The organism is Chitinivorax tropicus, assembly GCF_014202905.1.
Taxonomy (GTDB): domain Bacteria; phylum Pseudomonadota; class Gammaproteobacteria; order Burkholderiales; family SCOH01; genus Chitinivorax; species Chitinivorax tropicus.
Genome location: NZ_JACHHY010000028.1, coordinates 18906 through 41560 on the forward strand (window position 1 = coordinate 18906; position 22655 = coordinate 41560).

Below are 22655 nucleotides of genomic sequence, written 5' to 3' on the forward strand. Positions count from 1 at the left end.
ACGGCTGGTGTATACCAACGCCGATCCGCCATCTTCAATCGGGCACGGCAATCCATGCTGACACCCACCTTCCTGACCAGCCCAGGTGCTGGCACGGGTTTATGGCTCGGTGTTCAGTGAGCTGCTTCGGCATCCGTCACCGGGGGCACTCTTTAAAAGTGCCCCATAAAGCACGTCGTTCACAATCTACCTTTTATCAAGTTTGGCACGGTTATTGGTTGGTGAAATGATAAACCGTCAGACTCCCCTGTGCTCGGTCTGGTCGGATAGATCAGCTGAGGCTTGTCGCACCTTATGCCGGGAGCTTGATTTCCCTACAGTTTGTTTTTCAGGATAGCTTTTGCATCTGCGGTGGCTGGGTGATTTGGTCACCACCCAGAAAAGAGTGACCATCTGAACAATTCATAGCGTCACTGGCTGTTTGCAAATATTGAACGCGATGGCAAAACCCGTGTCTGAGAAGCTGATATGAGTGGCGGTCCGGAGGTAGCATCCGAGCACTGGGGCAGATGGGCGGGCCGGTGGATACCTCATTTAGACTGTTTTTTAGGGCATGACCACTGGGTAATTGTGAAATCACTTCCAAGAGCTTTTGTGATGCCATCCAAACCCAGTTATATTATCGACGATCAATGAAAATACCCGGTGGTGTCCATTTCGCCTGGACAGCCCCAGCCATGATACGCAGCTTGGTTGTCAGTTGTTACCCTGCTGATTTATCCAGCGAGACTGATACTTCAGCCAATCGTAATTGATGGTGTAGCCCAGATTCCATGGGTGGTATTTCATAGCCTAAACCGCCCGTGGCAGTCCTTCAAAACGGGTGGGGCACACTGTATATAACTTATTCAGGCCCAGCGGGGCCACTACTTGGGAAAGAGGAAATAAGGTGCAAATGAGACATATCGCGCTTGCCGTGGTGCTGGCGCTCAATACCGTACCCGCATCCATCATTGCTGCAACACAGGACACTGCGACCAAAGCCAGTCAGCCTGCCGGGCTGCAACCGGTCACGACAGCCGAGGGGGTGACTGAATACCGCCTGCCGAATGGCTTGCGTGTGTTGTTGGCGCCAGATGCCTCCAAACCCACCACCACTGTCAATGTGACCTACCTGGTGGGCTCGCGTCACGAAAACTACGGTGAAACCGGCATGGCGCATTTGCTGGAGCACTTGTTATTCAAGGGCACCCCCAAGCATCCGAACATCGATGTCGAATTCACCCGCCGGGGCATGATGTCCAATGGCACGACTTGGTATGACCGTACCAATTATTACGAAACCTTTGCGGCGAACGATGCAGATCTGGACTGGGCTTTGAAGATGGAAGCAGATCGGATGATCAATTCCTTCATTGCCCGCAAGGATCTGGACAGCGAAATGACCGTGGTACGCAACGAAATGGAATCAGGCGAAAACGATCCATTCTCGATTCTGTGGCAGAAGATGTCTGCCACTGCGTATCAGTGGCACAACTATGGTAAAGACACCATCGGTGCGCGCGCCGACGTTGAAAATGTCAGCATCCCGCGTCTACAGGCGTTCTACCATAAGTATTATCAGCCCGACAATGCCATTCTGGTGGTATCGGGTAAGTTTGATGCGGCGAAGACGCTGGCCATGATCCAGCGCCATTTCGGCCCAGTGAAGAAACCCAGCCGCGTGATCGAGCCGACCTACACCCGCGAGCCGGTACAGGATGGCGAGCGCGAGGTGGTGCTGCGTCGTGCTGGCGACGTACAGATTGTTGCGGCGCTTTATCATGCACCGGATGGCGGACATGCCGATTCGCCTGCATTCCAGATGCTGATGCAGATTGTGGGCGATACACCAAATGGGCGCTTGCACAAGGCCCTGGTGGAGAAGAAATTGGCCAGTGAAGCCTTTGGATTGGGCATGTCAATGAACGAGCCAGGCTATGGCATCGCTGGCGCCAAGCTGCGGACCGATGGCGACCGTGAGCAGGTCAAACGCGTGATGTTGGATGTATTGGAAAACATCGCCAAACAACCGATTACTGAAGCCGAGCTGGATCAGGCACGATCCAAATGGATGAATGGCTTCGACAAATTGATGAGTGACCCGGAGCAGCTGGGCACGGCACTGTCGGAAACCATCGCCATGGGCGATTGGCGCTTGCTGTTCCTGAATCGTGATCGCATCGAGAAGCTGACCGTGGCCGATGTCCAGCGCGTGGCTGAACAATACCTGAAACAAACCAATCGCACACTGGGGCAGTTCATTCCCGATGCGCAGCCACAGCGCGCGGTGATTCCACCCAAAGCCGATCTGAAGCTGGCGTTCAAGGATTTCAAGGCTCGCCCGGCAGTAGCCCAAGGCGAAGCCTTCGATCCAACACCAGCCAACATTGAAGCCCGCACCCAGCGCAGTGCCTTGCCCAATGGCCTCCAGCTTGCCTTATTGCCCAAAAAGACCCGGGCCGAATCCGTCGCGGTGACCTTCAACCTTCACTTCGGAGATGAGCAGTCACTCAAGGGACAACGCGAAGCAGGTGCCCTGCTGGCCGCAGTGCTGACCCGTGGCACCCGCAGCCTGTCCCGTGAACAACTGCATGCCGAATTCGATAAACTGAAGACCATCTGGGCCTATCAGGGCAACGCCGAGGGCGGCGTGTTGACGATGCAGACCAATCGCTCCAACCTGCCGGCGGCGCTGAAGCTGGCGCAGAGCGTGCTGCGTGAGCCTGCGCTGGATGCCACCGAGTTTGACCGCGCCAAGCATGAGCTGGCGGCGGCCCTGGAAGAACAGCGTAGCGACCCCAATGCGGTTGCCAGGAACACCCTGAAACGCCAGTTCAACCGATACGACCCCACGGACGTGCGCTATCAGCCTTCTTTTGAAGAGACACTGGCCGATGTAAACAAATTGCAACTGCCGCAGATCCAGCAGTTCTACCAGCGCTTCTACGGTGGCAGCCATTCGCAACTGGCAATCGTCGGGGATTTCGACGCAGCAGCGGTTCGTGAGCAGGTGGCGACCTTGTTTGGCGATTGGCGGAGCACTGAACGTTATCAGCAGGTTCTACGCAAATTTGACCCCATCCAGCCTAAAGAGCTGACCATGCAGCTGAAAGACAAAGCCAATGCGGTGTTCTCCGCTGCGTTGCCTATCAAGATGGTAAATGCTGACGTGGATTACCCTGCTTTATTGGTTGGTAACTATGTGCTGGGTCAAGGCTCTGGCCTCAGCTCGCGCTTGATCAATCGCCTACGTCAGCAAGATGGCATCAGCTATGGTGCTGGTTCTTCCTTGAAAGTCGATGCCGCTGACGATGCAAGTACACTGCAGGTAAAGGCAATCTATGCGCCGGAGAATCTGCCCAAGCTGAAGGCAGGCGTCAGCGAGGAGCTGGCCCGGCTGGTCAAGGACGGCATCACCGAGAAAGAGCTGCAGGATGCGAAGGCGGGTCTGCTGCAGAACTTCAAACTGGAACGTGCGCAAGACCCGGCACTGGCGGCTGAGTTGGCCAGCCTGATGGACGATGGCCGCACGATGCAGTTCGTTGCCGAGCTGGAAACCAAAGTGGCAAAACTGACCTTGGCAGATGTCAATGCGGTGATCCGTAAATACATCGACCCAGCCAAATTTGTGAAAGTCTATGCAGGTGAGTTCAAGCAATAATCAACCATACCGGTAATACCGGTGTGGTGATCAAACATATTGAACCACGGCCTGGCCAGCACCCGCGTCACTTCAGGTGCTGGCCAGGATCATACGCCAGCTCTCTTGGCTCGCAAGGCCAGGGAAGCGATGAATGGAAACCATGAAACTGAAATCGATGACTCTCGCCGTCAGCCTGTCGCTGGCGGCTTTTTTCTTTCAATCCGCCACCGCCGCGCAGATTCTGATTCCCCCTGGTGTGACTTTCCAAACCGAGGTGGAAGGCATGACCGAATACAAGCTGGCCAATGGCCTACGGGTGCTATTTGCACCTGATGCCGGCAAGGCTACAACGACAGTCAATGTAACCTATCTGGTTGGCTCGCGGCACGAAAGCTATGGCGAAACCGGCATGGCGCATCTGCTGGAACACTTGGTATTCAAAGGCACCCCCAGCCTGCCGAACGGGCAATTGACGCAGGAAATGACCCGCAGGGGGATGCAGTTCAATGGCACAACGTGGCTGGATCGCACCAATTATTTCGAAACCTTCCCCGCCAGCGACAACAATCTGGATTGGGTGCTGAAAATGGAAGCAGACCGGATGGTCAATTCCTTCATCGCCCGTAAAGATCTCGATACCGAGATGACAGTGGTGAGAAACGAAATGGAGTCTGGCGAGAACAGCCCGTTCCGGATTCTGTCACAGCGGATGCGGGCTACCGCATATCTATGGCACAACTATGGTAAGGAAACCATCGGTGCCCGGTCAGATGTCGAAAATGTCAGCATCGACCATCTGCAGGCGTTCTATCGCAAGTATTATCAGCCGGACAACGCTGTGCTGGTGATCACAGGAAAATTCGATCCGGCCACCGCACTCAAGGCTGTGCACCAGTATTTTGGCGTCATCCCCAAGCCCACACGCGTGCTGACACCCACCTACACAGTCGAGCCACCGCAAGATGGCCCACGGGAAGTCACCCTGCGGCGCGCAGGCGAGACCCCGCTACTGGGCAGTGCTTACCATGTGCCCGCCGCCACGCATCCAGACTTCGCACCGCTCAGTCTATTGATGGATATCTTGGCTGATACGCCCACCGGGCGTCTGCACAAGACATTGGTGGAGGGTAAGCTGGCGACGGGGGTATCAAGCTATCTCGTACCGACCATGGAGCCCGGCCTGGCGCAATTCCTGGTGCGCCTGAGCAATGACCAATCACCAGAAGCGGCTCGCAAGGCCCTGTTGAATGGACTGGAAAGCCTGGCCAGCCAGCCGATCACCGAGGAGGAACTGAAGCGGGCCAAAACCATCAGTCTGAACGGATACGAGCAGATTCTGAACGACCCGGTATCACTGGGGAGAATCATGTCCGAGGCCATTGCATTAGGCGATTGGCGCCTGTTCTTTCTCGGGCGCGACCAGATTGAAGCTGTGACGTTGAAAGATGTACAACGCGTCGCCAATACCTATTTCCAACCAAACAACCGCACCTTTGGGCAGTTTGTACCCACACAGAAATCGGAACGGGTGGTCGTGCCTGCAGCCCCGAGTGCGGCCACACTGGTCGCCGGCTACCAAGGGCGGGCTGCGGTGACAGCAGGTGAGAGCTTCGACGCCAGCCCCGCCAACATCGAGAAACAGACACAGCGATTCAAGCTGGCAAATGGTCTGCAGGCCGCTCTGCTGCATAAGACCACCCGTGGCAATACCGTCAATGGCACGCTGTTGTTGCATTTTGGCAACGAGCAGGCGCTACGCAACCAGAAAACCACGGGCGAGATGGTAGCTGGCCTGCTGTTGAGAGGTGCTGCTGGCCTGACCCGCCAGCAGATCGCTGATCGACTGGATGAGCTGAAAGCCAATGTTTCGATCACAGGGGATGCGACAGGTCTTTCGGTCACGTTCCAGACCCGCCGTGATCAACTACCTGCTTTGCTGACCTTACTATCAGACATTCTGCGCAAGCCTACTTTCCCCGAGACAGAGTTCGAGCAATTCCGTACCGCATGGCGCACCAATCTGGACATCAGCCGTGCCCAGCCCGATGCCCTGGCTCGATTGGCATTGATGCGTCACGGCAATAGCTATCCGCCAGACGATATCCGCTATGTCAAAGACTTTGACGAACAGCTGGCGGCCATCAACTCCGTCAAGCTGGCCGATCTGACCCACTTCCACCAGCAGTTTTACGGCGCCAATCATGCCGAATTCAGCTTGGTAGGCGAATTCGAAGAAAGCAAAATACGGACGATCCTGCCCAAGCTGTTTGCGGATTGGAAGAGCCAAACCAATTACCAGCGGGTTGCCATGCCTTATCTGGTCAAGCCCGCCACCTCGATGCAGATCGAAACGCCGGACAAGGCCAATGCCAACTATCTGGCAGCGTTGCGCTTCCCGTTGCAGGATGACGCGCCGGATTACGTGCCGCTGGCGATTGCCAACCAGATCTTGGGTGCTGGTGGCATGAAATCCAGATTGGCAGACCGTTTGCGACAGAAAGAAGGCATCAGCTATGGCGCGGGCTCCAGCCTGAGCGCCTCGCCGTTCGAGCCGAATGGCGGCCTCAGTCTGTATGCGATCTACGCCCCACAAAATCGTCAACGACTACAACAGGCGGTGTCAGAGGAGCTCGATCGCATCCTCAAAGAGGGTGTCACCCAGCAAGAGCTGGATGAAGCTCGCAACGGCCTGCTGGAAGCAGCCAAAATCGCCCGCACCCAAGACGGGGCCTTGGCGGGCGCACTGGCGAGCAATATGCTGCTGAAACGCACCATGCAATTTGCCATCGATCGGGAGGCAGCGCTGGCGCGAGTGACCGTCGAGCAAGTCAACACGGTGTTGCGTCACTACCTGCAACCTGCACAATTTGTCCATGTTTACGCTGGCGATTTTGCCGGGGCAGACAAAAAAGCAGAGGCCAAACCATGATCTCAGACCGGGACAGCCTGATTGCACAGGTGTCAGCGGGGCACCAAGTACCCTTTCTGCATTTCTGGGGACATCAGCCGAACCACGACGGCAGCCCAGGTAAAGGCTGCCTCAGCCAATGGTTTCCCGCATCGTTTGAGCTGGATGGCGACCGCTATGCCACGGCAGAGCACTATATGATGGCCGAAAAGGCACGCTTGTTCAGCGATGAGCCGATCCGTCAGGCGATCCTTGCCACCCCGAGCCCCGCCGAGGCCAAAAAGCTCGGGCGCAAGATCCGGGGCTTTCACGACCAGACCTGGGTTGATCATCGGCTCGATATCGTGCTGCAAGGCAATCTGGCCAAATTCCGCCAACATGCCGCCATGCGCGCATTTTTGCTAAGCACAGGGGAACAGGTGCTGGTCGAGGCCAGCCCGACCGATGCCATCTGGGGAATCGGTCTGTCCGCCGATCACGCGCACGCCAATCACCCAGGCCAATGGCCAGGGCTGAACCTGCTGGGTTTTGTCCTGATGGCCGTCCGTGATCGATTATTGACGGAGCCCCTGTAAACAGCAGCAAGCCACTCACCCGTGGCGTCGCCTGGCAAATCCGCTTGGCGACGCCACAGGGCCCATCCCATTGCGAAAGCCACCCACCATGCCCTATATCGCACTCAAACACCTGCACATGACCTTTGCCGCCATCAGCATCTCGCTGTTCCTGCTCCGTGGGTACTGGATGTGGCAAACATCCCCTCGGTTGCAACAGCGCTGGGTCAAGGTCGTGCCCCACATCAATGACACCGCTTTGCTTGGCACGGCAATCGCCATGGTGATCTGGTCGCGCCAGTATCCGTTCGTGATGGACTGGCTGACCGCCAAGCTCCTCGCGCTCATCCTTTATATCGTCCTTGGAAGCATTGCCCTCAAACGCGGCAGGACCAAGCCGATTCGGCTGCTGGCCTTGCTGGGCGCCACGCTGACTTTCACCTATATCGTCGGTGTTGCCCTCACCAAATCCCCGGTGTTGGCTGGATGACCCCGTGCCATCAGTGCGGGTTTATGAGCCATGCCTAGCTGGCTACCATGTATTCTGTAAGCCCCAGCCAAGCAATCACACAAGGCCAGCTTGATGATCTGAATGTTCGGATAAATCACTGAAAGCAGCGCGTTTCCCACCTACACTAAAGCATGTGCCTGATGGGTGTTGGCGGTGATGCTCTGGAAAACGCAGTCTGCATTGGGGTTGTTGATCTTGGCAGCGCATCCGGCGGCTGTTGCCGATGCATTGCCAGACAATACTCTGATCACCATCTGTGAAGATGTGCAGGAATGGCCGCCATTCACCTATCTGGAGCGCGACGCGAATGGCAAACGCGGTAAGGTACTGAAAGGCTACTCGATCGACGTTCTGCATGCGATTCTGGACAAGGCGAAAGTCAGGTTCCAGGTCAAGCTGCAATCCTGGGCACGCTGCCTGGCCGAGGGTAAATTAGGTCTTCGATATCAGATGCTTCAGAACGCCAGCCTCAGTAAAGAACGGGCTCGCGATTACCTGATCTCCCGTCCTTATTATTCGCTGACCAGTCATTATTTCTATTCCAAGCGCCGTTTTCCAGATGGCCTGAAACTCGATGGCCTGGCTGAGCTGTATCAGTTCAAGGCGTGCGGCGTCTGGGGATTCAATTATGAGCACTATGGCTATCCGCCAGGCCGGATCGATCAAGATGCGCCGAATCTCCACACAGTCATCAAGCGACTGCATTTGATGAGCTGCGATCTATTCGTTGAAAAAATCGAGGTGATCGAGGGCTTCAAGATCGTCGGCATCGACTATTTCAGTGACCCTGATCTGGCCAGCGCCCCCCTGCCAGGCATCGAGCCAACTCCCTTTCATTTCATGGTTCCGCGCAGCTACCCTCACGCCCAGGCTCTACTTAAGTTATTGAACACCGGCATCTCTGAGCTGGAGCAGACCGGGCGCCTTCAGAAAATATGGCACACACACCTCGCCCCACGTTGATCGCCAATATGGCACCGGTGTGCGCTGATGGCCAGTCATGAAAAGGGAAGATGAAAGATATGGAACAACGTCCTGTGGTAGCCGTGGCGCATATCACGCTTGAAACAGATCGAATGGGTGAGTCTGCCCGGTTTATCCGGGCCATTGGCATGCGACCCATCTTCGAAGGGAACGCGGTGGCCGTCTATGAGCTACGCGGTGGCACACACCTTATTTTGCAGCAAAAGGACTCGATCACACCCGGTGATGCCCCATTTGATCTGATGGTGGATGACCTCCATGAAACGCATCGGCACCTCACCGCACTGGGGCTTGCTCCCTCGCCTATTGAGTCACGGCCTGCCATTGACCATGAAGTCTTCTACCTGCAAGACCCGTCAGGGTGGGTCATCACGTTCTTCTCAAGCCACACATCTGGCAAGCCGGTGTAGTGGTCCTGCATCATCCGCCCTCGCGCCATCTATATACAGCGGCCATGCTACACTGCGCCATCGATACTCTGATGGGCGGGCCTCATGCCATTCCGAATCATTCCGGTGACCCCTTTTCAACAGAATTGCAGCTTGCTGTGGTGCGAACACACCCGCGACGCAGCATTGATCGACCCTGGCGGCGACGTGGCGCACCTGCTGTCGATCGTGGCGGAAGAACAAGTCAACCTCACCAAACTGATCCTCACCCATGGTCATCTGGATCATGTAGGTGGTACAGCGGAGCTGGGCAAACGCTTATCACTGCCGATTGAGGGCCCACACCCTGGTGACCAATACTGGATTGACCAGTTGCCGATCCAGGCGGCCATGTTCGGCTTCGGCGCGGCGGAATCATTCACCCCCACCCGCTGGCTGAAACAGGGGGATGTGGTCGAAGTCGGCCAGCTCAGATTGGAAGTCCGCCACTGCCCCGGGCACACCCCAGGGCATGTGATCTTGTTCGAGCCAAGTGAAAAGCTGGCGTTTGTCGGTGATGTGCTGTTTGCGGGAAGCATCGGACGAACAGACTTCCCCGGCGGAAATCATGCCCAGTTGCTGGATAGCATTCGTAACCAGCTGTGGTCGCTGGGGGATGACACCCGCTTTGTACCAGGGCACGGCCCCATGTCCACCATCGGGCAAGAGCGCGCAACCAACCCCTTTGTGGCGGATCGCCGTTTTGGTTGAGGCCGACAGCATGACGTGACCACGGCGGCCACTGCGTGGCTTATTCGGCCACTTGATCCTTACGGTTGCTGCCAGCACGCATTTTGTACTCAAACAGGCGGCACTCCAGCGCACCGTTGAACAGCACTGTGCGCTTGGTTGTGGACAAGCGAATCAACTTGGCCAGGCGAGGGTCGCCCGTCAGGAAATAACAGTTCCAGCCCGCGAAGTGCCGCTTCAGCACATCGCCCAGCAGCGGGTATAGCGCAGCCAAGCGCTCCTCCTCATCCAGTCGCACCCCATAAGGCGGGTTGCACACCATGACACCTGTCTCGGCTGGCGCAGAGGCATCCACCACGTCCATCTGCTTGAGTTGAATGCAATCAGCCAAGCCATTTTCAGCCAAGTTGGTGCGGGCGGCTTTCAATGCATCACCGAATTTGTCGCTGCCCCATATAGGTAGCGGCTCGACGGGCTTTCTCGCCGCTTGGGCCTCATTCAACAAGGCTTGCCACTTTGCTTTGTTGAAGGTATTGAGCTTTTCAAAAGCAAAGTGTCGATTCAACCCTGGTGCGACATTGAGCGCCATCATCGCCGCCTCGACGAGAAAGGTGCCGCTGCCACACATCGGGTCGTAAAGCGGTGTGCCGGGCGCCCAACCAGCCAGCCGCAAAATGCCAGCCGCCAAGTTCTCGCGCAGGGGGGCCTCATTGGTGGCCATACGCCAACCACGCTTGAACAACGGCTCGCCCGAGAAATCGAGGTAGATACTGCAACGGCTCATATCCAGAAAACAATGGATGCTGACATCCGGGTTGTTTTTATCGATATTGGGACGCTCGCCACATTCATCGCGGAAACGGTCGCAGACGGCATCCTTGATCTTCAAGGTGACAAATTCCAAGCTACGCAAGGGGCTTTTATGCGCAGATACGTTGATGCGTAAAGTATGGGTCACTTTGAACAACCAGTGCCATTCCGTATCGCGTGCCAACTTGTAGATGTCCTGCTCACTACGGTACTGCCCATCGGCAACCCGCCACAGGATGCGGCTGGCGAGTCGGCTCCACAGATTCGCCTTTGCGCCGGTCAGCCAGTCGCCGTTAAAATGCACGCCGCCATCGACGGCTTTGATACCACCAGCGCCAAGCTCGGACAGCTCTTGGGCAAGTGGAGTTTCCAGTCCACGGGGGCATGGGGCGAAGAATTGGTGAGTGGGTTTTTGCGACATCTTTTGGTGAACCTCGAAAGCCGTCGTGGGCAGAATGATGCGCTCAGGCCCGCGGCGAATGTTGAGACATATCGAAGGATAGGCGAATTTGGACGAGAAACCGATGTGAGCAGACCCCGTCCGATCGGTTTTTCAGATTGCTACATGCTTTCCAACACAAGCGGCGCAGCATAGCATATTTAGCCTCTGATACTACGTGATAAAGCATCAGGTTCTGTTGGTACGTTGTTTTGCGGCACTGAATTGGCACTTCTGACAATCAACTGAGGTAGCACTATGAATTTTCAAGGTAAGTTCCCATTGGCCAGATCCCGCCGCATGCGTCGGGACGACTTTTCCCGCCGCCTGATGCGGGAACACACGCTGACTGTCGATGATCTGATCTACCCAGTGTTTGTGTTGGATGGCAGCGATAAGATCGAGGCCGTTTCCTCCATGCCGGGTGTAGCGCGCCAGACCATCGACCGGTTACTGCGCACCGCAGAACAGGCAGCAGAATTGGGTGTGCCCGCTTTGGCGCTGTTTCCGGTGATCGATCCACAGTTGAAATCGCTGGATGGCAAGGAGGCCTACAACCCGGATGGCTTGGTGCCCCGTACCGTCGAAGCACTGAAAGAGCGCTTTCCCGAGCTGGGCATCATCACTGACATTGCACTCGACCCCTATACCAGTCACGGTCAGGATGGCGTGATAGACGGTAATGGTTATGTGCTCAATGACGAAACCGTCACCATTCTGACCAAACAAGCCTTGTGTCATGCCGCCGCCGGCGCCGATGTCGTGGCCCCTTCCGACATGATGGACGGACGGATCGGCAGCCTGCGCGCAGCCCTGGAGGCAGATGGCCATATCCTGACCCGCATCATGGCGTACTCTGCCAAATATGCTTCGGCTTTCTACGGCCCATTCCGTGAAGCACTGGGCTCCAGCGCCAATCTGGGCAAGGGCAACAAATTCACCTACCAAATGGACCCTGGCAATACCGACGAGGCGCTGCACGAAGTAGCGCGTGACCTGGCTGAAGGTGCCGATATGGTGATGGTCAAACCCGGCATGCCTTATCTGGATGTAGTACGCCGGGTAAAAGATGAATTCGGGGCACCGACCTTTGCGTATCAAGTATCTGGCGAATATGCCATGTTGAAGGCTGCAGTACAAAACGGCTGGCTGAAGGAGCGTGACTGCGTGCTGGAATCGTTACTGTGCTTCAAACGCGCTGGGGCAGACGGGATTCTGACCTATTTCGCATTGGATGCGGCCCGCTGGTTGAAAGAGCAGCGCTGATCGGTGCCCAGGCCAGGCTCTGCTGACCTGGCCCCCTGACCTGTGTTCAAGCCAGCCCCCTGGCGAGGCTGGGTGCCGCGTGTGCAGCCTAGCAGATCATGGCTCCCCGCATGGGGCGGGCTTCACAGAAAGCTCTCGGAGGAAACCAACCCGAGCGTCTTGCTCAGCAAGGCTCCGCATGAAAGCGAGGGCACCCAGTCCACTGAGACTGCTCCATTCCTATCTGGCGACGCAAAACCCGGCGGGCAACGCCGCTCTCTCGAATAGCCACTACCAAGTGAGTGGGGGCATCAATGCCATGTGGGTTATTTGCCGATACAGAAACGGCTGAATATCTCACCCAACAGATCATCCGCTGAAAACTCACCGGTGATTTCATTCAGCGCATTCTGTGCGAGCCGTAACTCTTCAGCAAACAGTTCAATTTGCATGTATTGCATGTCAGCTTCGCCCAGGTGGCCTGCTGCCCGCCGGATGGCGTCGAGATGGCGTGCTCGGGCCATGAACACGCCTTGGCCATCGCTTTCGAATCCAACCGCCGCCAGCAGCTGCGCACGTAGCAAATCAATACCCAGCCCTTGTTTGGCGGATAGATAAATGACTGGAATACCATTTGATTCACCCAGCCCTGCCTGTTCGCCCGATAGATCGATTTTGTTGAAGACCTTGAGGCGTCGAAGCTTGTCGGGGAAACGATCCAGTATGGCCTGTTCCGCTTCGGTCAACCCATGCCGGGCATCGACCAGCAACAAGGCAATATCAGCCTTTTCGATTGCCTGCCAAGTACGGTTGATCCCAATCTGTTCAACCTGATCAATGGTTTCCCGCAGGCCCGCCGTATCGATGATATGCAGTGGCACACCCTCGATATGGATCTGCTCACGGATGGCATCGCGCGTCGTACCGGCGATATCCGTGACAATCGCAACATCATCGCCAGCCAGCGCGTTCATTAAGGACGACTTGCCGACATTGGGCTGACCAACCAAGACAACATGTACACCTTCACGCAGGATACTGCCCTGCTTGGCCGCCTTGCTGACCGCAGCCAGCTGTCCCTGGATGGTCTTGAGTTGTCCCTTGGCATCAGCCGCTTCCAGAAAATCAATATCCTCTTCCGGAAAATCCAATGATGCCTCAACCAACATACGCAGGTGGATGACCTGATCAACCAGCTGTCTGACCTGGCTGGAAAACTCGCCACGCAATGATCTCAGGGCTGATTTGGCGGCCTCTTCGCTGCTGGCATCGATCAGATCCGCCACGGCTTCCGCCTGGGCCAGATCCAATTTGTCGTTCAGGAAAGCCCGCTTGGTGAACTCACCAGGCTCTGCCATCCGCGCACCCAGCTCGATGCATCGTTGTAAAACACGCCGCAACACCATGGGGCCACCATGACCCTGCAATTCCAGCACGTCCTCACCCGTAAAGGAGTGAGGCCCAGCAAAGTAGAGCGCTATCCCTTCATCCAGTATTTCACCTATTGCATTGCGAAAGCGGCCAAACGTTGCCAGGCGGACGGGGGGAACACAGCCCAACAGGGACTGAGCCATAGCCTGCACAGCAGGGCCGGACACACGGACGATGCCCACCCCACCTCGACCAGGGGCGGTTGCAATCGCGGCAATGGTTTCGTTGGTCAACATATGGGTTCCATCAGCAAAAACGGCAGGCCAAGGCCTGCCGTCATTGTCATTCATTTACCGATACTCAGGTGGCTTTCTTGGACTGCGCAAACTGACGTTCGACAAACTTCTGTTGCGCAATCGTCAACAAGTTATTCACCAGCCAGTACAGCACCAGACCAACCGGCATGAAGAAGAACATCACCGAGAACGCGATCGGCATGATCTTTTGCATCTTGGCCTGCATCGGATCGGTCGGCTGCGGGCTCATATACGTCTGCACCACCATCGAAATGGCCAGCAGTAGCGGCCAGATGAAATAGGGGTCCGTTGCCGACAAATCCGTCACCCATCCCATGAAAGGTGCAAAACGTAGCTCGACTGCCGCCACCAGTACCCAGTACAACGCCATGAATATCGGCATTTGCAACAGCATGGGCAAGCAACCACCCAACGGGTTGATCTTCTCGGTCTTGTACAACTCCATCATCGCCTGATGCATCTTCTGGCGATCATCACCAAACTGCTCTTTCAGTCGCTCCAGCCGAGGTGCCAATGCTTTCATCTGCGCCATCGAGCGATAGCTTGCAGCAGACAGCGGGTACAGAATCGCCTTCACTACAACGGTCAGCAGAATGATCGCCCACCCCCAGTTGCCCACCAGACCATGTAGCTTTTCAAGCAACCAGAACAAAGGCGAGGCGATGACCTTGAAAATACCATAGTCTTTGGTCAGCTCCAGCCCTGGGGCCAATTTTGAAACCATGGCAGTTTCGATGGGGCCAGCAAACAATGGCATGCTTGTTTTCACTGTTTGACCAGGCGCCACGGCAGGCACATCACGAATCACACCAACCGAGTACAGATTGCCAACTTTTTTCAGGTCATAGCGCAGGTCAGTCTTGCCATCGCAGCTCGCGGCAACCTGCTGTGTCGCAGGCTTGGGCAACCAGACAGCAGTGAAGTAATGTTGAATGATGCCTATCCAGCCATTGTCGCATGCGGCAACGTACTTATCTGTAGCTTTGCCTTTTTCGATATCACTGAACTCGACCTTCTGGAATTTTTTCTGTTCCGTGTAGATAGCCGGGCCAGTAAAGGTATGCAACATTTTTGGGTCGCCAACCGGCGGCTGCCCATCGCGCAGCAAACGGTAGTAAGCCGACATATTGATAGGCGCAGCACTGCCATTGGTGATCTCATAGTCAACGTCAATGACATAGCTGCCTCGCTTGAGCGTAAAAATCTTGGCGATCTTCACGCCGCCCAGCTCTGGCGCCTCCAGTCGAATCGTCAAAGCATCCTGTCCTTCGGCCAGCTTCACCTCTGACTCAGGAAGCTTGAACTGGGTGCGATGGGTAGGCAGATTCGGCAGGGCTGATGACATCAAACCTGTTTGCGCGATATAGACACGATCACCATCCTCCAGCAAGGTAAATGGCTTCTTCGGGTCACTGGCATCGCCATGCTTCAATAACGCCACCTTACGGATGTCGCCACCCATGGCGTCGATTTCCAGCTGCATAAGGTCAGTAGTAACCTTTAGACGACCAGATGAGGTGAGCTTGGCAGATTCAGACCCCGATATATCGGCGACTTTCTCTGCAGGTTGTGTAGTGCCTGCTTGGTTCGTCGCTACTGCAGGTTTCGGTGGGCGACGACTTTCTTCGAGTTTCTGCCAACCAAACAAAATGGCGACAGAAATAACCATGAACAGGATGAGACGACGGGTTTCCATGCAAGTCCTGTAAAGTGCTGATCAGGGGACCGGGTCATAACCGCCCGGATGGAGCGGATGGCACCGGCAAATGCGTTTTATGGCAAGCCAGCTGCCTTTTAGGGCGCCATGCTTGCTGACAGCCTCAATGGCATAATGCGAGCAGGTGGGCGAGAAACGGCAACGCGGCCCAAGCATCGGGCTGATCGCGTATTGATAAATGCGGATCAGGGCGATGAGGAGGCGCGACATTTTCGGCGGATCCTCCGGAATAATTCGAGCATTTCAGCTCGAACGACAGCCGCTTCTTCGTGGCCAAATGCTTGACGCGGCCAGACTATAACATCCAGTCCAGCCAATTCGCCATCATTCAACCTGAAAGTTTCGCGAACGAGACGCTTCATGGTGTTGCGCCGAACGGCCTGTTTCGCCAGCTTTTTGCTGACTACTATACCCAGGCGAGCCTGGGACAGGTCGTTGCGTTTTCCCAACACTTGAAGAAACTCGCCACGAACTGAGCAGCGGAAATTAAAAACGGATGAAAATTCATCCGTTTTTAATAACCTTCTGTCACGGCCAAAGCGCGACAAACCGCGCAACCCGCTTAAACGGACAGGCGATGACGGCCCTTGGCGCGGCGTGCGGCAATCACGGCACGGCCGCCACGGGTTTTCATACGGACGAGAAAGCCGTGAGTGCGCTTGCGACGAACCACGGACGGTTGATACGTGCGTTTCATGTGTTACCCCAACAAACGGAACGAATTAAACGTGCGATTAGACGATTTTATACAACGGGTTGTCAAGGCTTATTTTTTCTCAGGGCTGTGGATAAGTCGGACCAAAAGGGCTAAAATATGCAGCTCCAGTCGCCCTTGATCAAAGTATCTCTGGCGCCAGCCATAATGCTTCAATTTATGGCAAAAGCTGGGCAGGTAAGCTTTTTTGTGCATACCCGACGCTGGGTTTGGCCAATTGCAAGCGATGTTCGGAACCACCAATCCATAGCGGTGTTTGTAGCCATTTGCACCAATACCGACTTGTGGATTGTTGAAACGGGCAGTCTCGCCGCCCGCTCCATGTTTGCTGTTGCGCATACCGTCTGCCGGTCGTCGTGTCGCGTTCCATGCGCGGCATTTTCTTTTCTGACATGGCAGTCTGTACTTGCGTCGCAATCAGTGCATCCTGCAGAAAGCTGTCTGCACACGCGGCACCCCCACCGCGTCAATTTCGTCAACACCACGCCTTATATAGTGATATTTAAACAAGATGCCGTCACAAGAGCAGTTTTGGCCGGAGTGCCTGTCCACCTTTGAACGCGAGCTTTCAGCCCAGCAGTTCAACACGTGGATCAAGCCGCTCAAGTGCGAATCCGATGATGAAGCGCTGCGCCTGATTGCGCCGAATCGGTTTGCCATTCAATTCGTCAAGGATCGTTTCCTGACCCGGATCGAGGAGTTGGCAATCGAGTATTTTGGCCGTCCGATCAGTGTCGGGCTTGCGCTTGCAAACACGGACAACAAACCTGGCACCAATGGCGGGGGCGATGCCGCCGCCAAAGCCCCCACCGCCGCCAAGGCAACCGCTTTCAAGCAGATGGGTGCCAGCAACGAGACCACCCGGTTGATTCCGACCTACACCTTCGACAACCTTGTCACAGGTAAGGCAAACCAGTTGGCACGTGCTGCCGCCATGCAGATTGCCGAGAACCCTGGTGTCGCCTATAACCCCTTGTTTGTCTATGGTGGCTCAGGCCTGGGCAAGACTCACTTGGTTCACGCCATTGGCAATCTGGTGCATCATCAGAATCCACAGGCGCGAATTCGCTACATCCATGCTGAGCGCTATGTGTCTGATGTCGTCAAGGCCTATCAGCACAAGGCTTTTGATGAATTCAAGCGCTATTACCACTCGCTGGATCTGCTGCTGATCGATGATATTCAGTTCATCAGCGGCAAAAGCCGCACCCAGGAAGAATTCTTTTACGCATTCAATGCGCTGATCGAAGCCAACAAGCAGATCATCATCACTTGCGATACCTTTCCAAAGGAAATCAAGGAAATGGATGATCGCTTGGTATCCCGTTTCGGCTGGGGGCTGACAGTTGCCATTGAGCCGCCCGAGCTGGAAATGCGCGTCGCCATTCTGCTGAAAAAGGCAGAGCAGGAGAATTTCAAGCTTGATGATAATGTCGCCTTCTTCATTGCCCGCCACATCCGTTCTAATGTACGGGACCTGGAAGGAGCATTGAAGCGGGTGCTGGCTTATTCGCGATTCACCGGCAACCCAGTCACCATGGATTTGGTGAAAGATGCGCTCAAGGATGTGCTGGCTGTTGAAAACCGACTGGTTTCGATTGAAAACATCCAGAAAGTGGTAGCCGATTTCTACAAGGTCAAGGTGGCGGACATGCACTCCAAGAAGCGCAGCCGCAATATCGCCAGACCCCGTCAGATTGCCATGGCGCTCGCCAAGGAGCTGACTCAGATGTCTCTGCCTGCCATTGGTGAAGCCTTTGGTGGCCGCGACCACACTACTGTGTTGCATGCGTGCCGTACCATTGCGGACTTGCGCGAATCGGACATGCAACTGAAACATGATTTTCAAGTCTTGATGCAAATGATCAAAGGCTGATGGGCCCCGGCGCCCGGTTTGGAATGACCGCGCTGAATTTGTTAAAATTTTCGGTTTTTGCCGAAACGATCACACGGGAAAATAGCAAATGGTATTGATGCAGGCTGAACGCGACCTCATTCTGAAGCCGTTGACCACCGTTACCGGCATCGTGGAACGCCGCCATACGCTGCCGATTCTGTCTAACGTTTTGATTGAAAAGAAAGGCACGCAGCTGACCTTTCTCGCCACGGATCTGGAGATTCAAATCACCAGTCAAGCGCCGGGCGAACTGGTGGGTGATGATTTTGCCATCACCGTCTCCGCTAAAAAGCTGCAGGATATCCTGCGTGCGATCCCTGACCAGACACAGGTTTCGCTCGACCACACGGACAGCAAGCTGACTGTCAAAGCCGGCAAGAGCCGCTTCAATCTGCAGACCTTGCCAGCCAATGACTTCCCAAAACTGGCCCCCGCTGCCGGTGAGTCCGTCGCATTCGAGCTGCCACAGAAAACCCTGAAGCATCTGCTGTCGATGGTGCAATATTCCATGGCGCATCAGGACATCCGCTACTACTTGAATGGTTTGTGCGTGGTCACTGATGGTCGCGAGCTGAAGCTGGTTTCCACGGACGGCCACCGTCTGGCGTTGGTCAGCCATCAGCTGGAAGCCGACGTTGCCAAGACGGACTTGATCCTGCCACGGAAAACCGTGCTGGAGCTGTATAAACAGTTGAGCGATACCGATACCCCGATTCGGATTGAAATCGGTCAGAACCAGGTGCGTTTTGCCTTTGGCGACGTGGTACTGGTGTCAAAGGTGGTGGATGGAAAATTCCCAGACTACAACCGGGTGATTCCTGCGCGCAACGACAAGCACCTCAATATCGATCGCCTGCAGCTGCAACAGGCACTGCAGCGCGCCTCGATCCTGTCGAATGAAAAATTCCGTGGGGTTCGGGTGGTGTTGATGAATGGCCTGTTGCGCATTCTATGTAACAACAGCGAGCAAGAAGAGGCCCAAGAAGAGCTGGAAGTCGATTACCAAGGCGATTCGCTCGATATCGGTTTCAACATTACCTATTTGCTGGATGTGCTGGCCAATATCAACGAGGAAATCCTGCATTTCAGCTTTGGTGATGCCATGGGCAGCGTGCTGGTCACGGTGCCGGACAACGAACATTTCAAATATGTCGTGATGCCGATGCGGATCTGATCCGGACCGACAACAATGAACATACGCCGGCGTCTGCCGGCGTCAGCGTTTTAACGTTGCCCGGCAACACTTGCAAAGTAATGTGAACAACGCTCGATCAGTGCCGGGTCATCAGGCTTTTGCGCCACCAGGCACTGAATTTTCGGAATGCGCCAAATGGGCTGCACTCCAACCAGATAACGACCAACCGCAAGACAGCGCGGTAACAGCAGTTGAGGGCAAGATGTCTGATCAAACAAACCCGGCAGCAAACGGCGACAACAGTTATGACTCCAACAGCATCAAGGTCCTGAAGGGCCTGGAAGCAGTCCGCAAACGTCCGGGGATGTACATCGGTGACACACAGGACGGCACCGGTTTGCACCATATGGTGTTCGAGGTGCTGGACAACGCCATTGACGAGGCGCTCGCCGGCCACTGTAACCATATCAAGGTCATCATCCACCCCGACAACTCGATTTCGGTGGAGGACAATGGCCGTGGCATCCCAACCGATATCAAAGAAGACGATGAATTCAAGCGCTCCGCCGCCGAGATCGTCATGACCGAGCTACATGCGGGCGGCAAATTCGACCAGAACTCATACAAAGTATCGGGTGGCTTGCATGGCGTTGGTGTCTCGGTGGTCAACGCCCTGTCAGACTGGCTACGCCTCACCATCCGCCGCAATGGCAACGTCCATACCATGGAATTCCGCCAGGGTGTCGCCACCGAGCCATTGAAAGTCGTCGGCAACACCGATCACCGTGGCACCGAAGTGCATTTTCTCGCCTCGGTCGAAACCTTCGGCCTGGTCGAATTCCACTACGAAATCCTGGCCAAGCGCATCCGCGAGCTGAGCTTCCTCAACAATGGCGTGCGCATCGAGCTGATCGACCGTCGCCAGGGTAAAGAAGAACTGTTCCAATTCGAAGGTGGCGTGCGGGCATTCGTGGAATACATGAACCGCAACAAAACCGCCCTGCACTCGCACATTTTCTACTCGCTAGGTGAAAAAGACGGCATGTCCGTCGAGTGCGCCATGCAGTGGAACGACTCATATCAAGAATCAGTGCAATGCTTTACCAACAACATTCCACAGCGCGACGGCGGCACTCACCTGACCGCACTGCGGAATGTCATGACCCGCACCATCAACCAGTACATCGAGCAGAACGAAATCGCCAAAAAGGCCAAGATCGAAACCAGTGGCGATGACATGCGAGAAGGCCTGACCTGCGTGCTTTCCGTCAAACTGCCCGACCCGAAATTCAGCTCGCAGACCAAAGACAAACTGGTCTCCAGCGAAATCGGCCCCGTCGTGCAAGAGGTGCTGTCACAAGCCCTACAGGATTTCTTTCTGGAAAACCCAGTCGATGCCAAAACCATCACTGGCAAAATCGTCGATGCTGCCCGTGCCCGCGAAGCTGCGCGCAAAGCACGCGAACTGACCCGGCGTAAGGGCGCGCTCGACAGCTTCAACCTGCCCGGCAAACTGGCCGACTGCCAAGAGAAAGACCCCGCCAAATCCGAACTGTATCTGGTCGAAGGGGACTCTGCGGGCGGCTCCGCCAAACAAGGGCGCGACCGTAAATTCCAGGCCATCCTGCCCCTACGCGGTAAAGTGCTGAACGTCGAAAAAGCCCGGTTCGACAAAGTGATCTCCAGCGAACAGATCGTCACCCTGCTGACCGCACTGGGCACCGGTATTGGCAAAGAAGACTACAACCCGGACAAACTGCGCTATCACCGCATCATCATCATGACCGATGCGGACGTTGATGGTGCGCACATCCGCACTCTGCTACTGACCTTCTTCTACCGCCAGATGCCCGAGCTGGTCGAGCGCGGCCACATCTACATCGCCCAGCCGCCGCTGTACAAGGTCAAGAGCGGCAAACAAGAGCGCTACCTGAAAGACGACCACGAGCTGAAACAATTCCTGCTACGCCAAGCACTCGAGGGCGCCGAACTCTACCCAAGCGAAGGCGCCACACCCATCATCGGCAACACCCTTGATGAACTGGCCCGCGAATACCTGCTGGCTGAAGCAGTCATCGAGCGCGAAAGCCGTGTGATCGACCCCGCCGTACTTTACGCACTGATCAACCGCCCAAGCGACATCAGCCTACGCGACAAAGACGCCGCCGAAGCTGCCGCCCAACACATCCGCGCTGCTATCCACGACATCAACTTCAGTGTCGATGCCGTCCACGATGACAAAAACGACGCCTGGGTGCTGAAAATCAGCCGCATGCAACACGGCAATGCCAACTTCTGGTACATCGACAGCGACTTCCTGCAAAGCGGCGACTATCGGCAACTGCGCAAAACCGGCGAAGCACTGGCTGGTCTGCTCAACGAGGGTGCCTATGTCAAACGCAACGAACAAAGCCGCGCCGTGCCTGATTTCAAAACTGCCCTGGACTGGCTGCTCGCAGAAGTCCGCCGTGGGCTTGGCATCCAACGCTATAAAGGCCTGGGCGAGATGAACCCTGAGCAGCTCTGGGAAACCACCATGGACGCCTCAGTCCGTCGCCTGCTAAAAGTGCAGATCGAAGACGCCATGGCCGCCGACGACATCTTCACCACCCTGATGGGCGACCAAGTCGAACCCCGCCGCGCATTCATTGAAACCAATGCCCTGGTTGCGCGGAATATTGATGTGTGAGGTTGTCGGATGACACAGAAAGTGAAAACTGTGCCAAGTTAGTGAAAAATTGGTGACGCAGAAAGTGAAAAGGCCCCTGATGGGGCCTTTTCACTTTCTGTCGCAATTTCGGCCTTTGTGGCCGTTGGAGCGATCTATGAACAATGGCCGCTCTAGATCAAAGCTGCCGCTCAAATGACCAATGCGGAGTGCGACTGAAGGACAGGTTTTGGCCGGTTATCACTGTTCGTACTAGTTGCCTGTAAGCAGCCGGTGGGTTGTAATCCTCCGGAGCCAATGGTGCCTTTCGCGACGACTCGGCCCACCGTCGCTGTCGACCAGGAACGGTCATTGCCTTACATATATTCTTTGCCGTCGGATAGCATCGTCAAATCACTATGCTGTACCAAACTCCTAATGCATATTTCCATTGAAAACACCGAGACATCCGCTACTCGATCGCGTACAACGCAGGACTACGCTTCCGTAGCGCTTGGATTCTTGCTACGACCTCCTGCTTAATTCGTTCAATCTTTTCTCGCTCATCTGAACCGCCCCGGGTTTGATGGAGGCTCTAACTCTTGAGAAGATAGAGCGATGAAGAAGTCAGTTAAGTTCTCCCCCGAAGTTCGCGAGCGCTC

18 protein-coding genes are annotated in these 22655 nt (G+C 55.5%); 11 read left to right on the top strand and 7 right to left on the bottom strand.

Going from position 1 to position 22655, the window contains the following annotated elements; genetic code table 11:
- Nucleotides 1–895 precede the first annotated feature (895 nt).
- The 7 genes from HNQ59_RS17230 (at nt 896) to HNQ59_RS17260 (ending at nt 9721) form a co-directional block, all read left to right on the top strand.
- Nucleotides 896–3643, top strand: coding sequence for a M16 family metallopeptidase (locus HNQ59_RS17230; protein WP_184041635.1), 2748 nt, complete (start codon nt 896–898; stop codon nt 3641–3643).
- A gap of 133 nt (nt 3644–3776) precedes the next feature.
- The gene (locus HNQ59_RS17235) at nt 3777–6554 is read left to right on the top strand and encodes a M16 family metallopeptidase (protein ID WP_246491063.1); all 2778 of its coding nucleotides are present in this window, start codon (nt 3777–3779) and stop codon (nt 6552–6554) included.
- The gene (gene ybiA / locus HNQ59_RS17240; protein ID WP_184041636.1) at nt 6551–7108 is read left to right on the top strand and encodes a riboflavin biosynthesis intermediates N-glycosidase; all 558 of its coding nucleotides are present in this window, start codon (nt 6551–6553) and stop codon (nt 7106–7108) included. The genes HNQ59_RS17235 and ybiA overlap by 4 nt, the downstream gene beginning before the upstream one ends.
- A gap of 88 nt (nt 7109–7196) precedes the next feature.
- Entirely contained in the window at nt 7197–7577 is a 381-nt protein-coding gene (locus tag HNQ59_RS17245) for a SirB2 family protein (protein ID WP_184041637.1), read from the top strand.
- Nucleotides 7578–7754: 177 nt separating this feature from the next.
- Complete coding sequence (locus HNQ59_RS17250) at nt 7755–8561, top strand: substrate-binding periplasmic protein (RefSeq protein WP_184041638.1); 807 nt, start codon at nt 7755–7757, stop codon at nt 8559–8561.
- 59 nt (nt 8562–8620) lie between these two features.
- Nucleotides 8621–8992 (top strand): VOC family protein, encoded by a 372-nt coding sequence (locus HNQ59_RS17255; RefSeq protein ID WP_246491064.1) that lies wholly within the window; start codon nt 8621–8623, stop codon nt 8990–8992.
- An 84-nt stretch (nt 8993–9076) separates the two neighbouring features.
- Nucleotides 9077–9721: an MBL fold metallo-hydrolase gene (locus tag HNQ59_RS17260; protein WP_184041640.1), complete on the top strand. Its 645-nt coding sequence runs from the start codon at nt 9077–9079 to the stop codon at nt 9719–9721.
- Nucleotides 9722–9761: 40 nt separating this feature from the next.
- Here the strand turns inward: HNQ59_RS17260 and HNQ59_RS17265 are convergent, their stop codons facing one another.
- Nucleotides 9762–10931: a THUMP domain-containing class I SAM-dependent RNA methyltransferase gene (locus HNQ59_RS17265; protein WP_184041641.1), complete on the bottom strand. Its 1170-nt coding sequence runs from the start codon at nt 10929–10931 to the stop codon at nt 9762–9764.
- Nucleotides 10932–11207: 276 nt separating this feature from the next.
- Between HNQ59_RS17265 and hemB the strand changes: the two genes are divergently transcribed.
- On the top strand, nt 11208–12215 hold the full coding sequence (hemB, locus tag HNQ59_RS17270) for a porphobilinogen synthase (RefSeq protein WP_184041642.1): 1008 nt from the start codon (nt 11208–11210) through the stop codon (nt 12213–12215).
- Nucleotides 12216–12520: 305 nt separating this feature from the next.
- On the opposite strand, the gene mnmE is transcribed toward hemB, so the two are convergent.
- From mnmE to HNQ59_RS17300, 6 genes are all read right to left on the bottom strand, one after another.
- Nucleotides 12521–13861 (bottom strand): tRNA uridine-5-carboxymethylaminomethyl(34) synthesis GTPase MnmE, encoded by a 1341-nt coding sequence (gene mnmE / locus HNQ59_RS17275; protein WP_184041643.1) that lies wholly within the window; start codon nt 13859–13861, stop codon nt 12521–12523.
- Nucleotides 13862–13925: 64 nt separating this feature from the next.
- A complete protein-coding gene (gene yidC, locus HNQ59_RS17280; protein ID WP_184041644.1) occupies nt 13926–15578 on the bottom strand; it encodes a membrane protein insertase YidC in 1653 nt (550 codons plus the stop codon).
- Nucleotides 15579–15599: 21 nt separating this feature from the next.
- Nucleotides 15600–15809 (bottom strand): membrane protein insertion efficiency factor YidD, encoded by a 210-nt coding sequence (gene yidD, locus HNQ59_RS17285; RefSeq protein WP_184041645.1) that lies wholly within the window; start codon nt 15807–15809, stop codon nt 15600–15602.
- Entirely contained in the window at nt 15785–16156 is a 372-nt protein-coding gene (gene rnpA / locus HNQ59_RS17290) for a ribonuclease P protein component (protein WP_343074314.1), read from the bottom strand. Before rnpA ends, yidD begins: the two co-directional genes overlap by 25 nt.
- 5 nt (nt 16157–16161) lie before the next feature.
- A complete protein-coding gene (gene rpmH / locus HNQ59_RS17295) occupies nt 16162–16296 on the bottom strand; it encodes a 50S ribosomal protein L34 (RefSeq protein ID WP_184041647.1) in 135 nt (44 codons plus the stop codon).
- A 69-nt stretch (nt 16297–16365) separates the two neighbouring features.
- Nucleotides 16366–16653 (bottom strand): hypothetical protein, encoded by a 288-nt coding sequence (locus HNQ59_RS17300; RefSeq protein ID WP_184041648.1) that lies wholly within the window; start codon nt 16651–16653, stop codon nt 16366–16368.
- A 172-nt stretch (nt 16654–16825) separates the two neighbouring features.
- On the opposite strand from HNQ59_RS17300, the gene dnaA reads away from it, so the two are divergent.
- The 3 genes from dnaA to gyrB all read left to right on the top strand — a co-directional run bounded on the left by dnaA (nt 16826) and on the right by gyrB (nt 22035).
- Nucleotides 16826–18190 (top strand): chromosomal replication initiator protein DnaA, encoded by a 1365-nt coding sequence (gene dnaA / locus HNQ59_RS17305; RefSeq protein ID WP_184041649.1) that lies wholly within the window; start codon nt 16826–16828, stop codon nt 18188–18190.
- 88 nt (nt 18191–18278) lie between these two features.
- The gene (gene dnaN / locus HNQ59_RS17310; protein ID WP_184041650.1) at nt 18279–19385 is read left to right on the top strand and encodes a DNA polymerase III subunit beta; all 1107 of its coding nucleotides are present in this window, start codon (nt 18279–18281) and stop codon (nt 19383–19385) included.
- A 223-nt stretch (nt 19386–19608) separates the two neighbouring features.
- Entirely contained in the window at nt 19609–22035 is a 2427-nt protein-coding gene (gene gyrB, locus HNQ59_RS17315; RefSeq protein WP_184041651.1) for a DNA topoisomerase (ATP-hydrolyzing) subunit B, read from the top strand.
- The last annotated feature ends 620 nt before the right edge of the window (nt 22036–22655 follow it).